Here is a 14,145-nt window from a genome sequence, read left to right on the forward strand (position 1 = left end):
TTCGCATGCAATCCGTACGTACGTCTTGGCAAGGGCGCCCCGCACACGGGCGGATGGTGCGAATTCCCCCATCCCGCCCGTCAGTTGTTAACAGTCCTGGGCTGTTCGGTGCCCTCCCCGCTCACGTAAAGTGCCCGGGTGCCTCTTGTCCTGATAGCCCTCGACGACACCCTGCTCGATCGCAGCGGTGCGTTCCGGCTGTGGGCCAAGGGATTCCTCGACGAGATCGGGGCGGCACAGGACGATCTCGACTGGTTACTCTCCGTCGATGCGGATGGCTTGACCTCCCGCTGGGACCTGGCCGACCTCATCCGCGACCGCTACCAGCTCACGATTCCCTCGATCGACCTCGTGGAAGAGCTGCACGAGGGTCCGCTGGCGTACGAGAAGCTCGACCCCCTGGTCGGCTGTGCGCTGCAGATCGCCAAGGACGCCGGCCTCGTCCCGGTGGTGGTCACCAACGGACGGGCCGAGATCCAGGACGTCCGCATCCGGCGCACGGGTCTGGACCGCTACGTCGCCGATTGGGTGATCTCCGAGCAGGCCGGTGTGAGCAAGCCCAACCCGCGCATCTTCGCGCTCGCCGCGCAGCGGGTGCGGATGAGGCTGGGCGGCGCGTGGGTGGTGGGCGACAGCCCCGAGGCCGACATCGGCGGCGCCGCGGCGATGGGTCTGCCCAGCGTGTGGCTGCATCGCGGCCGCGAGTGGGTGGACAACCGGTTCGCCCCGACCGAGATCGTCGGCAACGTGATCCAGGGAATCTCGGCGATCATGGCCGCCGCGAATAAATAGGTTGCGCCTTCCCGGGCCGGTTCGGGAGAGTAGGCGCGTCGCCCGCAGAGGGCCTGAGAGAGAAGGGGGTGTGAACACATGGCTGTCGTTGTGATGCCTCGTGTCCAGATTCGCCACCCTTCCTCTCTCAAGGAGACCCTCCAGTGCGCGAGCACGACTCTTTCGGCCCGGCAACCATGCGCCGCGGCCGTCGCAAGTTCGACGACGACGATCTGACCTTCCAGAAGCGCGGCGGTCCAGGCCCGCAGCTCAAGGAGGACCCCGACCTTCCCAGCACCGGTGACGGCTGGTCCACCTGGGACGGCGCGCTTCACGGCCCCGTTCCCCGGCCCGACTGGGTCCGCACCGAGCACGGCGCGGTCGATACCGAGCTCGGCATGCTGAAGACCGGCAAGGAAGCCGACGTCTATCTCGTACGCCGGGAACTTCCCGACACCGACAAGGTGAGCGTGCTGGCCGCCAAGCGTTACCGCGACGGCGACCACCGGCTGTTCCACCGCGACGCCGGTTATCTCGAGGGGCGCCGGGTCCGCCGGTCCCGCGAGATGCGGGCCATGACCAACCGCACCGCGTTCGGTAAGGAGATGATCGCCGGGCAGTGGGCGATGGCCGAGTTCGGCGCGCTCACCCACCTGTGGCAGGTCGGCCAGGAGAGCGGCCTGGTGCGGGTGCCCTATCCCGTTCAGCTGATCGGCACCGAGCTGATGATGGAGTTCATCGGCGACTGGGAGACCGGCGAGGCAGCGCCGCGGCTCGCGCAGGTGCGGGCCGATCCCGACCAGCTGGCCGACCTGTGGCGGCAGATGACCGACGCGCTGTCGGTGCTGGCCCGCGCGCAGGTGGCGCACGGTGACCTCTCGCCCTACAACACCATGGTCCACGAGGGGCGGCTGGTGCTGATCGACCTGCCGCAGATCGTGGACGTGGTCGCCAACCCGCAGGGCGGCGACTTCATCGCGCGTGACGTGCGCAACGTCGCGGCCTGGTTCACCCAGCGCGGGCTGAAGGTGGACGCGGACGAGCTGCTCGAGAGGCTGCTCTACGAGGCAGGCCTCAAGTGAGATGCCAGGCGTTCCGGCCGCGGCCGCCCAAACAGAGGCGGCCGCGGCCGGTGCGGCGTCACTGCAGGTAGCCCTCGACCTCGCCGACGCTGTGGGCCTGCTCGGCGTCGGGGTTGTTGCCCACCTCACGGGCGGCCCGGCGCCGGCGCAGCAGGTCCCAGCACTGGTCCAGGGCCTCTTCCAATTCCTTGAGCCGGGCGTGCTCCTCGCTCGACGAGATCTCGCCCCGGCTCAGCTGCCCGCGCAGCGTGTGCTCCTCATCGACCAGGCCGTGGATCCGGCTCAGCACAGTCTTGTCATCCATGCCGGAAGCCTATGCGCTCTCTCATCGGCTTCTCATCCGGCCGTGGTTCGATGAGAGCGACATGACCCCCAAGATCCTTGTTGTGGACGATCAGCCCAACATCGTCGACATGCTGCGCACCGTGCTGTCCTTCCACGGGTTCGCCGTGGACACCGCGGCCACGGGCGCGCAGGCCATGGCGGCCGCGGGCGAGAGCAGGCCCGATCTGGTGCTGCTCGACGTGATGCTGCCCGACGGCGACGGCCGCGAGGTCTGCCGCTCGCTGCGGGCCGGCGGGCACGACGCCGGAGTGATCTTCCTGACGGCCCGGGACGCCCGGGAGGATCTGATCGCCGGGCTGGCCTACGGCGGCGACGACTGGATCACCAAGCCGTTCGACGTCGACGTGCTGCTGGCCCGGGTGCGCGCGGTGCTGCGCCGGACCGGCACGCCCGCCGAGCCCGACCGCGTGCTGCGCTATGCCGACCTCGAGCTCGACCGGGACACGCTGGCCGTGCGCCGGGCCGGCGAAGCGCTGCACCTGTCGCCCACCGAGCTGAAGCTGGTGCGCTTCTTCCTCGAGAATCCCCACCGGGTCCTCTCCCGGGCCGAGATCCTGCGGGCCGTCTGGGAGTACGACCTGGAGGCGGCGTCCAACGTCGTGGACACCTACGTCGGCTACGTACGCCGCAAGCTCGACCGCCTCGGGCCGCCGCTGATCGTCACCCACCGCGGCTTCGGCTACGCGCTGCGCGCCGGACGACCGTGACGCTGCGGCGTTCCCTGCTGCTCGCCGTGGCCGGCCTGACCGCGGCGGCCCTGGTGGCGGTGAGCCTCACGGCGGTGCTCGCGCTGCGGGCCCATCTGCTGCACCAGACCGACGAGCAACTGACCGGCGCCGCCCGCCTCGCCCAGTCCCGCGCGGTGTTGCTCGCCGTCGACCCGACGCTGCGCGGGGATGCCGTGCGGGAGGTCGTCTCGGTCACCGAGTACGTGATCGAGCTGCGCCGCGGGGACAGCGGCACCGTACGGATCGTCGGCGGCCCGCCCCTGCCGCCGCGCCCGTTGCTGGCGAGCGCGCGCCTCGACGATCCGGCCCCGCAGAACGTGGCCGGCTACCGCGCGGTCGTGGTCGCCGACGGTGACTTCACGGTGCTGGTGGCGCTTCCGCTCGAACCCCTCCACGCCACCGTGCGCCGCCTCGCGCTGATCGCCGCCGTGGCCTCGGCGAGTGTGCTGGCGGTGTTGATGCTGCTGGCGCGGTGGCTGGTGACCCGCCGGCTGCGGCCGCTGAACGAGATCGCCGCGGCGGCCACCGACCTGGCCGACGGGCAGCTCGACCGGCGGGCGCCCGAGCCACCGGACGCCCCGCGTACCGAGGTGGGCCGGCTGACCCTGGCCATCAACGGCATGCTGGGCCGCATCGAGGCCGCGCTGGCCGCCCGTGGGCGCTCCGAGCAACGCATGCGGGACTTCGTGGCGGACGCCTCGCACGAGCTGCGCACCCCGGTCACCTCGATCCAGGGGTACCTCCAACTGGTCCGGAGCGGGGTGGTCGACCTGCGGGACCGGCCCGATGTGCTGCGCCGGCTGGAGGAGGAGTCGTCCCGGATGGGGTCGCTCGTCACCTCGCTGCTCTACCTGGCCCGGCTGGACGCCTCGCCGGCGGTCACCCGGACCCCGGTCGACCTGGCCGCGCTGGCCCGCGACGCCGTCGCCGACGCGCTCGCGGTCGAGCCCGACCGGGCGCTGAGCGTCGACGGCCCCGAGGAGCTGCTGGTCACCGGTGATGTCGACACCCTGCGCCAGGTGATGGCCAACCTGCTGGCGAACGTCCGGGCCCATACGCCGCCGGGAACGGCGGCGCTCGTCCGAGTGCGGCCGGGCCCGGAGCTGGTGCGGGTCGAGGTGACCGACGAGGGCCCGGGGTTCAGCGAGCACGCCGCCGCACACGCCTTCGAACGTTTCTGGCGGGCCGACGCCGCCCGGACGACCGGCGGCGCGGGGCTGGGACTGGCCATCGTGGCCGAGGTGGTGCGCGCGCACGGCGGCGAGGCCGGGGCCGCCGGTTCCACGGTGTGGTTCACGCTGCCCCGCGACTCTTGACGAACTCTCATCCGCCTCGCATCGGGTTGCCGTCCTGAGCTGGTTGCCTTCTGCGGGTGACCAGACTGAAGTGGATCGCCGGCGGGGCGGTCGCGGCGCTGCTCGTGCTGCCGGTGGCCGCCGACCGGGTGGCGGCAGAGGTGATCGAGCGCCGGATCGCGTCCCGGCTGGCCTGCGCGGCGGCCCTGGCCACGGCGCCGGAGGTGACGGTCGGCGGTTTCCCCGTGCTCGACCAGTTGGCGGCCGGCCGGCTCGACGAGGTGCGGGTGAGCGCGGCCGACGTGACGGTGTCCCGGGTGACGCTGCGGCAGGTCTCGGTGGTGGCCCGCGACCTGGCCCTGTCGGGTGGCCTGACCGCCGGCTCGCTGACGGCCGACGCGACCGTCGACTGGGCCGCGGTGGGCCGCCTCGGCGGGGCCGCGCGCATTGCGGGGGCGGACGACGGCGGCCGGTTGGTGCTGGAGGCCGAGGTGCCGGTGCGGGGGATCACCCTGCCCGCCACCGTCTACGCCGACATCGCCCTGAGCGGCGACGCGCTCACCGTGACCCCGGCCGAGATCGAGCTGTCCGCGCTCGGCCTGCGCCTGCCGGCCGAGCGACTGCCCGCCGCGGCCCGGCAGAGCCGCCGCATCGACCTGCCCGAGTTGCCCGCCGGAGTCGCGTACGACCGGGTCAGCGCGACGAGCGACGGCCTGACCGTGTCCGTCACGGCGAACCAGAAGATCACCGCCGGCGGCGACGCCGGCCGGAAACAGACCTGTGGAGGTCAAGAGTGAGCACGATCGAGCACGGGCCGCTGTACCCGGTGATGGCCCGGGTGGCCCGCTTCGTCACGCGGCGGCCCCGGGCGGTGCTGGCCGCGTGGCTGCTCCTCGCGGCCACGGTGATCGCCCTGGTCGCCGGCTTCGGCCGGCCCACCGAGGACGACACGAAGCTGCCCGGCAGCACCGCCCAGCACGGGCGTGACCTGTTGGCCGAGCACTTCAGCGGCTCCGGCGACGCGTCCGGGCAGGTGATCTATCAAGCCTCGCCCGGCGCGTTGCCCGACCTGGCCCCGCCGGCCGCCCGGCTTGCCGAGGTGGAGCACGTCACCGCGGTGGGCCGGCCGGTGATCAGTGCGGACGGCCGCACCGCCTACCTCGATGTGACCTTCGATCTCGGGCCGCGCGAGGTCACCGGGCACGTCATCGACGAGGTGCTGGACGCGGCGGAGGTCGGCGGGACGCGGCCGTTGCCCGCGGGCGCGCTGGCCCGGCCGGAGACGGACAGCCGGGTCAGCGAGGTGATCGGCCTCGCCGTGGCCCTGGTCGTGCTGGTCATCGCGTTCGGCGGTCTCGTCGCCGCGACGCTGCCGCTGATCACCGCGATGGTGACGCTCGTCTGCGGGGTCGGCGCGATCGGTCTGGCCGGGCACCTCACCGGTATTCCAGGGGTCGCCACGACACTCGGCACGATGATCGGCCTGGGCGTCGGCATCGACTACGCGCTCTTCCTGCTGACCCGCTACCGGACGCTGCTTGCCGCCGGCACACCGGTCGCGCCCGCGATCGTGGAGACCGTCGCCTCGTCGGGCAGCGCGGTCGTCTTCGCCGGCGGCACGGTCGTGGTCGCCCTCGGCGGGCTGGCCGTGGCCGGCGTCCCGATCCTGACCACCCTGGGCTGGACAGCCGGCGTGGTCGTGCTGATCGCCGTCGCCTCCGCCACCACGCTGCTGCCGGCCCTGCTCATGCTGCTCGGCCCGCGGGTCGGCCGGGTGCGGCAAACCGGGCGGCCGTCGGTCTGGGGCCGGCTGGCCGACCGCGTCACCCGGCGACCGTGGCCGTACGCGGCGTCCAGCGTGGTGGTGCTGCTGGCCCTGGCCGCCCCGGTGCTCGGCATGAGCCTCGGGCAGACCGACGAGGGTGACGACCCCGCGGGCTCGGCCACCCGTCAGGGCTACGACGCGCTGGCTGCCGGCTTCGGACCGGGCATCAACGGCCCGCTCACCGTGGTCGCCGCTCTCGACCAGAAGGCGGCCGACCCCGCCGATCCCCGGCTGGCCTCGCTGGGCGCGGCGGTGTCGCGGGTCGAGGGGGTGGCGGGCACGCAGCCGGTCCGGCTCTCGCCGGACGGGCTGGTGGCCTCGATCCGGGTGCTGCCCACGACGGCCCCGAGCGACCCGGCGACGCTGCGCACGGCCGACCGGCTCGACGCGCTCACCGTCGACGGCGCCGAGGTGGCGGTGACCGGTCAGACCGCGGTCCGGGGCGCCCTGGCCGACCGGGTCGCCGAGCGGATGCCGTACGTCATCGGGCTTGTCGTCCTGCTCAGCGCGCTGCTGGTGCTGGTGGCCTTCCGGGCGCCGGTCGTCGCGGCGAAGGCGGCCGTGATGAATCTGCTGTCGGTCGGCGCCGCCTACGGCGTGCTCACCGCCGTCTTCGAGTGGGGCTGGGGCGTACGCCTGACCGGGCTCGACGGGCCGGTGCCGATCGAGGCGTACGTGCCGATGATGCTCTTCGCCCTGCTCTTCGGCCTGTCCATGGACTACGAGGTGTTCCTGCTGACCGCGGTGCGCGAGTCGTGGCAACGCCACCGCGACAACCGCGCCTCGGTACGCGAGGGCCTCGCGAGCACCGGCGTGGTGATCACGTCGGCCGCGCTGATCATGGTGTGTGTCTTCGCCGGCTTCCTGCTCAGCGCCGACCCGGTGATCAAGATGATGGGTCTGGGCCTGGCCGTGGCCATCGCCGTCGACGCCACGGTGATCCGTGGCCTGCTCGTGCCGGCGACGATGGCCCTGCTCGGCCGGGCCAACTGGTGGAGCCCCCGGTTGCGCCGCCGTCCGTCAGAGGTCGCGGCGCTGGAAAGCGAGGCCGGCCAGCGCTAGCACCAGGGCCACCCACACGGCCGCCCAGGCCAGGTAGGTGCCGGTCAACGGGTCCGCGCTGAGGAACGGGTGGCCCTCGAACGCCTCGCTGAACTGCGACAACAGGGACGGGTCCTGGAACGAACGCATCGCTCCGCGCCACAGGCCGTCGGTGGGCAGCAGCATCTGCGACACGGTGCCGATGCGTTCGACGCTCTCGTTGCCCAGGGCCTTGCCCAGACCGCCGACCACGCCCGCGATCCAGGTCGCGCCGAACAGGCCGACGGCCACCACGCCCGACGCCATCGGGGAGATCACCGTGGACAGCAGCAGTCCCAGCGTCAGCAGCGTGACCGTCTGGGCGGCCAGCAGCGCCAGGCCGGTCGCCGGGTCGGGCGGCCAGTAGCCGGTGGTCACCTTGACGATCACCAGCTGGGCCGCGCCGGCCGCGGCCACGAAACCGGCGCCGAACGCCACCAGACCGAGCCACTTGCCCAGCAGCACCCACACGCGGCGGACCGGACGGGCCAGCACGGCCAGCGCGATGCCGGACTCGGCCTCGCCGGCCACGGTCGGACCGGCCAGGAACGCCGTGCCGAGCGCGGCGATCAGGCTCAGGCCGAACATCACCAGGTTGAGCACCAGGGCGGCCGCGAACTTCGATTCGCCGCTGGTCAGGCCGCCGAACTCCGCGTTGATCCGGGAGAAGCCCCAGGCGCTCAGCGAGAGCAGCACGATCGTCAGCACGGCCAGCGAGCGCAGCACCCGTCGGCGGGCTGCCTCGCGCAGGGTCAGACCGGCGATGGTGAGCACGATTCTCATGCGGCCTCCCCGCCACGGATGATGTCGAGCAGGCGCTCCTCGAGCGTGATCCGCCCGGGTTCCACGGCGTGCACGCGGACGCCGAGCTTCACCAGCTCGGCGACGAGGTCGGGCACCTCGTCGAGGTCGCCGATCGGCACGACGAAGGTGTCACCCTCTCGCCGGTGGGCGCCGATCCGGCTCTCCGCCGCGGGCGTCACGCCCTCCAGCCGGAGCCGCAGCTCCCGCTGTCCGAGCAGCTCAGCCAGGGTTCCCGAGGTGGCGACGCGGCCGTGGTCGAGGATGACGACCCGGTCGCAGACCCGTTCCACCTCGCCGATCAGGTGCGAGTTGAGCAGCACGGCGACGTCCCGCTCGCGCAGGGAGAGAAGCAGGTCGCGTACGTCGGCCCGGCCGATCGGGTCGAGCGCGCTGGTCGGCTCGTCGAGCACCACCAGCTCCGGACGGGCGACCAACGCGACCGCCAGCCCGAGGCGCTGCTGCATGCCCTTGGAGAAGCCGCCCACCCGGTCGCCGGCGCGGTCCGCCAGCCCGACCAGGCCGAGGCATTCACGCTGCTCCGCGTCGGGAACAGCCGTGCTCGCCAGCCGTGTGTGGAGCCGCAGCACCTCGGCCGCGGTCAGCCACGGCTGGTAGCGGAACAGCTCGGGCAGGTAGCCGACTCGGGCCCGCGAGCCCGGTTCCGTGCCGGGCCGGCCGAGCAGCATGACCTCGCCCGCGTCGGGCCGGACGAGACCGAGCAGCATCTTGATGACCGTCGTCTTGCCGGCCCCGTTCGGGCCGAGCAGGCCGACCACCTCGCCCCGCCCGACCTCGAACGTCACGCCGTCCACGGCCTGCCGCCGCCCGTACCGTTTGCGCAGGCCCGAGGCCCACACCGCGGGAGAGGTCACCGGAGCCCCCGGGCCACCGACAGCACCTCGTCCGCGCTCACCGAGCCCGCCACCGCGGTGACCACGCCGTCGCGTACCCAGACCACCGCGCTCAGCACCCCGTCGCTGGCGGTGAGCAGGGTCGCCGGCACGCCGTCGACCTCGGTCGGCTTGCTCGTCATCTCTTCGGGCATCACGTGCAAGGGCAGCGTCGTGCCGTCGGCGGTGAAGCTGCGCAGCTGCTTGGCCACGTCCGCGGGCAGCCCCGACAGCGACAACAGGTAGTCCCGGGCCGTCGCGAAGGGCACCCCCGTCGAGTACGCGGTGGGCGCGACCGCCCGGGCCACGATCAGCGACGGAACGCCCTGCCTGCTCGACCACACGGCGGCGGCGCCCGGGCCGGCGGTCAGCCGGAAGCTGCTCCCGTCCAGGCCGGCCGGCATGGGCGGGGTGGCCTCGCCCCGGCTCTGGGCGAACGCGGCCACCTTGGCCGCCCGGAACGTGAAGGTCGCGCTGATGCGCCGGCCCGCCTGATACGCCGGCTCGCCGGTCACCCCGCGCGGCAGATCGGCGACCCGGGGCAGGGCGAGGCCGCTCTCCTTCTCGGCGGCGGCCGCGTCGGCGACCTGGTGGATCCGCGGGCGTGAGGTGATCTCGACGTCGCCCCACGAGGACAGGTCGGGCATGGCCATGAGGTCGGCCTGGTGCACCGTGACCGGGGCGATGCGCTCGGTCCGGAAGATCGGGAACCAGTCGCCCGCGGCCGCCGCGCCCGCCCCCGCGAGAAGCACGGCCACGGCGGCGCCGGCGATGATCGGACTGCGGAACCGGGCGCGGACCCGGCGCGGCGCGCTCACCGGCTCGGCAACCCGCAGGCGTTCCCATCCGGCGTCGACATCCGGATCGGCCGCCGTGTGCAGGCTCTCGGCGGCGAAGGCGGCGTCCTGCCGGGCGGTGACCAGTTCCGCGCTGCAGCTCGCGCAGCTCGCGACGTGCTCGCGGTCGGCGTCGGCGACCCCGGCCGGCTCGTCCACCAGCCGGCGCAGCACGCCGTCGTTCGGGTGGCGTCTCATGCGTTCAACTCCTTGCGCAGAGCGGACTCGGCGCGTCGCACGGTGGTGCCGACGCTGCCGGGGGAGAGGTCGAGGGCGGCGGCCACCTCGGCGTAGCTGAGGCCGCTGTGCCGCAGAACGAGGGCGATCGCCTGTTTCCGGGGCAGCCGGGCGAGGGCGGCCCGCACCCGGCGGCGCTCCTCGGCGGCCACCACCGCGTCGGCGACGTCGGGCACCACTGTGTCGTGGGACCGGGCGGCCCGCTCACGGCCGGCGCGGCGTTTTCCCGTACGGATGTGATTGAGCGCGGTGTGGGCGGCCGCCACGGACAGCCAGGGCAGCGCCTCACCCGCCGGCACGTCGGAGCGGCCGAAGGTGAGGAACACCTCCTGCGCGACGTCCTCCGCCTCGTCGCGCGAGCCCAGCACGCGGGCGGCCACGGCCACCACGCGCGGGTAAGCGGCCCGGAAAACCTGCTCCAGGTCGGGCCGGGCCGCCCGGGTTCTTCTCGACAGGGCCACGCTGTCCTTCCCGCCGTGGGCCAGTGCTAAGTCCATGCCAGGTAAGCACCGCCGGCCCCGCGGTTGTGACAGCGCCGTCTAGAGAATGATGTTGACCAGCACGGTCAGCACGATCGAGGCCACCACCGACAGCACGATCATGCCGAGACAGCCCAGCGGCCCACCCAGAAACCGAACTTCCGAATTTCCGATACGCATGGCGCGCTTACCCGCTGCGCCGGCGCCGAAGCCTGTCGATCGTCGATGCGAGCGGGGTCCGGCCACGTGAGGTCAAGCCTGGACCGCCCGGACGGTGGTCGAGGAAACCGCGGCCAGGGTCGGCCGGGCCGGCATGAGGAGGGTGGGGACGCCCAGGGACTGGTTCATGGCGGCCAGTTCCTGCTCGTGGCGGGCATCCGTGGGATTGCGGACGCCGCGGATGATGACGTCCGCGCCGTGGCGGTGGCAGTAGTCGACGGTGAGGCCCTGCCAGGCGGCCACCGTGACGTTGTGCCAGGCGGAGGGCAAGGCGGCGCGGACGGCTTCGGCACGGGCTTCGCCCTCGCGCGTGGGGTGCTTCGCGGCGTTCACCGCCACCAGCACGATCAGCTCGTCGAAGAGGCGGCGGGCCCGGTCGGCGACGTCGAGGTGGCCGGCCGTGACGGGATCGAACGTGCCGGGGAAGACCGCGCGCGTCATCGCTCGAGCATAAATCCGCGCCGGCGGGCACGCGGCTGCGCCGAGGTGGACCCCGCCCTCCACCGGGGGCCCCCGGCCACGGCCGATTTTATCGTTTTGGCTGATTCGCGGAGCCGCAGTCCGGCCGTCCTGTGGACAAGCGCGGATTGTGGATAACGGACGGCGCCCAGAACGAAGCCCCGCCTGCCGGAACTGGCAGACGGGGCTTCAGGAACACTCGGCTCAGCTCGCGAGCATCTTGCGGAGGACGTACTGGAGGATCCCGCCGTGGCGGTAGTAGTCCGCCTCGCCGGGGGTGTCGATGCGGACGTCGGCGTCGAACTCGACGCCGGTGTCGGTGCGGACCTTGACCGTCGAAGGGGTGTCGCCGTCGTTGAGGGCCGTCACGCCGGTGATCGTGAAGGTCTCGGAGCCGGTGAGGCCGAGCGACTCGGCGTTGGTCTTGGGCGGGAACTGCAGCGGCAGCACGCCCATGCCGATCAGGTTGGAGCGGTGGATGCGCTCGTAGCTCTCGGCGATGACGGCGCGGACGCCCAGCAGCATGGTGCCCTTGGCCGCCCAGTCGCGCGACGAGCCCGAGCCGTACTCCTTGCCGGCCAGGATGACCAGCGGGACGCCGGCTTCCTGGTACGCGACCGAGGCGTCGTAGATCGTCGTCCGGTCGCCGGTGAGGTGGTTGACCGTGAAGCCGCCCTCGACGCCCGGCACCAGCTGGTTGCGCAGCCGGATGTTGGCGAACGTGCCGCGGATCATGACCTCGTGGTTGCCGCGGCGCGAGCCGTAGCTGTTGAACTCGTGGCGCGGGACGCCGTGCTCGGCCAGGTACTTGCCGGCGGGGGAGTCGGCCTTGATCGACGACGCGGGCGAGATGTGGTCGGTGGTGACCGAGTCGCCCAGCTTGGCCAGGACGCGGGCGCCCGCGATGTCGTTCACCGGCTGCGGCGAGGGCTGCATGCCCTCGAAGTAAGGGGGCTTGCGGACGTACGTCGAGTCGTCGGCCCACTCGAAGGTCTTGCCCTCGGGGGTGGGCAGCGACTGCCACTGCTCGTCGCCCGCGAACACGTCGGAGTAGGCGGTGCTGAAACCCTCGGCCCCGATCGCCGAGGCGATGACGTCGTCGATCTCCTTGGCGCTGGGCCAGATCTCCTGGAGGTAGACCGGCTGACCGTCGGACCCGATGCCCAGCGGCTCGGTGGTGATGTCGATGTCCATCGAGCCGGCCAGCGCGTACGCCACGACCAGGGGCGGGGACGCCAGGTAGTTCATCTTGACGTCCGGGTTGATCCGGCCCTCGAAGTTGCGGTTGCCGCTCAGCACGCTGACCGCGGTCAGGTCGGCCTCGTTGACGGCCGCCGAGACCTCCTCGGGCAGCGGGCCCGAGTTGCCGATGCAGGTGGTGCAGCCGTACCCGACCAGGTTGAAGCCGATCTTGTCGAGGTAGGGCGTGAGGCCGGACCGGTCGTAGTAGTCGGAGACGACCTTGGAGCCGGGGGCCAGCGTGGTCTTGACCCACGGCTTGCGGGTCAGGCCGCGCTCGACGGCCTTCTTGGCCAGCAGCGCCGCACCGATCATGACCTGCGGGTTCGAGGTGTTGGTGCAGGACGTGATGGCGGCGATCACCACGGCGCCGTGGTCGAGCTCGTACTCAGAGCCGTCCTCGCCGACCACGCGGGTGGGCTTGGAGGGGCGGCCGTCGGCGCCGTTGGCCGCGCTAAACACGTGCGGCTTGTCGGCGGCCGAGTCCTCGTGGTTTGCCGGCGGGTCGCTGGCCGGGAACGATTCTTCGCTGGCCTCGTCGGCCGGGCCCTGGTCGGACACGTAGTTGGTGAGCGCGTCGCGGAACATCTGCTTGGCGGCGTTCAGCGGCACCCTGTCCTGCGGGCGCTTCGGGCCGGCCAGCGACGGCACGATCGTCGACAGGTCGAGCTCGAGCTTCTCGGAGTAGTCGGGCTCGGCCTGCGGGTCGAGCCAGAGGCCCTGCCGCTTCGCGTACGCCTCTACCAGCGCGACCTGCTCGTCGGAGCGGCCGGTCAGCTTGAGGTACTTGATGGTCTCGTCGTCGATCGGGAAGATCGCCGCGGTCGAGCCGTACTCGGGCGACATGTTGCCGATGGTGGCCCGGTTGGCCAGCGGCACAGCGGTGACGCCGGGGCCGTAGAACTCGACGAACTTGCTGACCACGCCGTGCTCGCGGAGCATCTCGGTGATTGTCAGCACGAGGTCGGTGGCGGTGGTGCCGGCCGGCATCTCGCCGCTGAGCTTGAAGCCGACGACCCGCGGGATGAGCATGCTGACCGGCTGGCCCAGCATGGCCGCCTCGGCCTCGATGCCGCCGACGCCCCAGCCCAGCACGCCCAGGCCGTTGACCATCGTGGTGTGCGAGTCGGTGCCGACCACGGTGTCGGGGTAGGCCTGCATGCTTCCAGACGAATCTGCGCGCGCCATGATCGTACGGGCCAGGTATTCGATGTTGACCTGGTGCACGATGCCGGTGCCGGGCGGGACGACCTTGAACTCGTTGAACGCGGTCTGGCCCCAGCGCAGGAACTGGTAGCGCTCGCGGTTGCGCTGGTATTCGAGCTCGACGTTGCGGGCGAACGCGTCCTCGCGGCCGAACAGGTCGGCGATGACCGAGTGGTCGATGACCAGCTCGGCCGGGGCGAGGGGGTTGACCTTGGTCGGGTCGCCGCCCAGCTCCTTCACGGCCTCGCGCATGGTGGCCAGGTCGACCACGCACGGCACGCCGGTGAAGTCCTGCATGAGGACCCGGGCCGGGGTGAACTGGATCTCGACGCTGGGGTCGGCCGTCTGGTCCCATCCGCCGAGCGCGCGGATGTGGTCGGCGGTGATGTTGGCGCCGTCCTCCGTCCGCAGCAGGTTCTCGAGCAGGATCTTCAAGGAGTAGGGCAGCCGGTCGTGCCCCTCGACCTTGTCGATCGTGAAAATCTCGTAGCTCGCGTCACCGACGCGGAGCTCGCTCTTCGCACCAAAGGTGTCGAGGCTGGCCACCGTCATCTCCTTCACACCCAGCGACTGTCGTTCAAGTCTTTCGCACCGAAAGGGCGGCCTTCTGGTTAGGCATACCTAACTCTCGGTTTACGTCCGTCTGTAAA

Annotated in this window: 13 protein-coding genes; 6 read left to right on the top strand and 7 right to left on the bottom strand. The window is 72.1% G+C overall.

Annotated elements, in window-relative coordinates; all coding sequences use genetic code 11:
• The first annotated feature begins 138 nt into the window (after window positions 1-138).
• Both LXN57_RS27830 and LXN57_RS27835 read left to right on the top strand, forming a co-directional pair.
• Window positions 139-792: an HAD family hydrolase gene (locus LXN57_RS27830; protein ID WP_251801174.1), complete on the top strand. Its 654-nt coding sequence runs from the start codon at window positions 139-141 to the stop codon at window positions 790-792.
• A 143-nt stretch (window positions 793-935) separates the two neighbouring features.
• Window positions 936-1,853, top strand: a complete 918-nt coding sequence (locus LXN57_RS27835) for a serine protein kinase RIO (protein ID WP_438870948.1) — start codon at window positions 936-938, stop codon at window positions 1,851-1,853.
• A gap of 58 nt (window positions 1,854-1,911) precedes the next feature.
• On the opposite strand, the gene LXN57_RS27840 is transcribed toward LXN57_RS27835, so the two are convergent.
• Window positions 1,912-2,157, bottom strand: coding sequence for a DUF2630 family protein (locus LXN57_RS27840; protein WP_251801175.1), 246 nt, complete (start codon window positions 2,155-2,157; stop codon window positions 1,912-1,914).
• Window positions 2,158-2,218: 61 nt separating this feature from the next.
• On the opposite strand from LXN57_RS27840, the gene LXN57_RS27845 reads away from it, so the two are divergent.
• The 4 genes from LXN57_RS27845 to LXN57_RS27860 are packed head-to-tail and all read left to right on the top strand — an operon-like array spanning window position 2,219 to window position 7,108.
• On the top strand, window positions 2,219-2,905 hold the full coding sequence (locus LXN57_RS27845; RefSeq protein WP_251801176.1) for a response regulator transcription factor: 687 nt from the start codon (window positions 2,219-2,221) through the stop codon (window positions 2,903-2,905).
• Window positions 2,902-4,242, top strand: a complete 1,341-nt coding sequence (locus LXN57_RS27850; RefSeq protein WP_251801177.1) for a sensor histidine kinase — start codon at window positions 2,902-2,904, stop codon at window positions 4,240-4,242. Before LXN57_RS27845 ends, LXN57_RS27850 begins: the two co-directional genes overlap by 4 nt.
• 56 nt (window positions 4,243-4,298) lie before the next feature.
• Complete coding sequence (locus tag LXN57_RS27855; protein WP_251801178.1) at window positions 4,299-5,018, top strand: LmeA family phospholipid-binding protein; 720 nt, start codon at window positions 4,299-4,301, stop codon at window positions 5,016-5,018.
• The gene (locus tag LXN57_RS27860; protein WP_251801179.1) at window positions 5,015-7,108 is read left to right on the top strand and encodes an MMPL family transporter; all 2,094 of its coding nucleotides are present in this window, start codon (window positions 5,015-5,017) and stop codon (window positions 7,106-7,108) included. The genes LXN57_RS27855 and LXN57_RS27860 overlap by 4 nt, the downstream gene beginning before the upstream one ends.
• Here LXN57_RS27860 and LXN57_RS27865 read toward each other — a convergent pair.
• The 6 genes from LXN57_RS27865 to acnA form a co-directional block, all read right to left on the bottom strand.
• Window positions 7,067-7,909, bottom strand: a complete 843-nt coding sequence (locus tag LXN57_RS27865; protein ID WP_251801180.1) for an ABC transporter permease subunit — start codon at window positions 7,907-7,909, stop codon at window positions 7,067-7,069. The genes LXN57_RS27860 and LXN57_RS27865 overlap by 42 nt on opposite strands.
• On the bottom strand, window positions 7,906-8,802 hold the full coding sequence (locus LXN57_RS27870) for an ABC transporter ATP-binding protein (protein WP_251801181.1): 897 nt from the start codon (window positions 8,800-8,802) through the stop codon (window positions 7,906-7,908). Before LXN57_RS27870 ends, LXN57_RS27865 begins: the two co-directional genes overlap by 4 nt.
• Window positions 8,799-9,854, bottom strand: coding sequence for a hypothetical protein (locus LXN57_RS27875; protein ID WP_251801182.1), 1,056 nt, complete (start codon window positions 9,852-9,854; stop codon window positions 8,799-8,801). Before LXN57_RS27875 ends, LXN57_RS27870 begins: the two co-directional genes overlap by 4 nt.
• Complete coding sequence (locus tag LXN57_RS27880; RefSeq protein ID WP_251801183.1) at window positions 9,851-10,390, bottom strand: sigma-70 family RNA polymerase sigma factor; 540 nt, start codon at window positions 10,388-10,390, stop codon at window positions 9,851-9,853. The genes LXN57_RS27875 and LXN57_RS27880 overlap by 4 nt, the downstream gene beginning before the upstream one ends.
• Before the next feature lie 234 nt (window positions 10,391-10,624).
• Window positions 10,625-11,032, bottom strand: a complete 408-nt coding sequence (gene coaD, locus LXN57_RS27885) for a pantetheine-phosphate adenylyltransferase (protein WP_251801184.1) — start codon at window positions 11,030-11,032, stop codon at window positions 10,625-10,627.
• Between the two features lie 222 nt (window positions 11,033-11,254).
• Entirely contained in the window at window positions 11,255-14,056 is a 2,802-nt protein-coding gene (gene acnA, locus LXN57_RS27890; protein WP_285904683.1) for an aconitate hydratase AcnA, read from the bottom strand.
• Window positions 14,057-14,145 lie beyond the last annotated feature (89 nt).

Source organism: Paractinoplanes hotanensis (genome assembly GCF_023717965.1).
GTDB classification, from domain to species: domain Bacteria; phylum Actinomycetota; class Actinomycetes; order Mycobacteriales; family Micromonosporaceae; genus Actinoplanes; species Actinoplanes polyasparticus.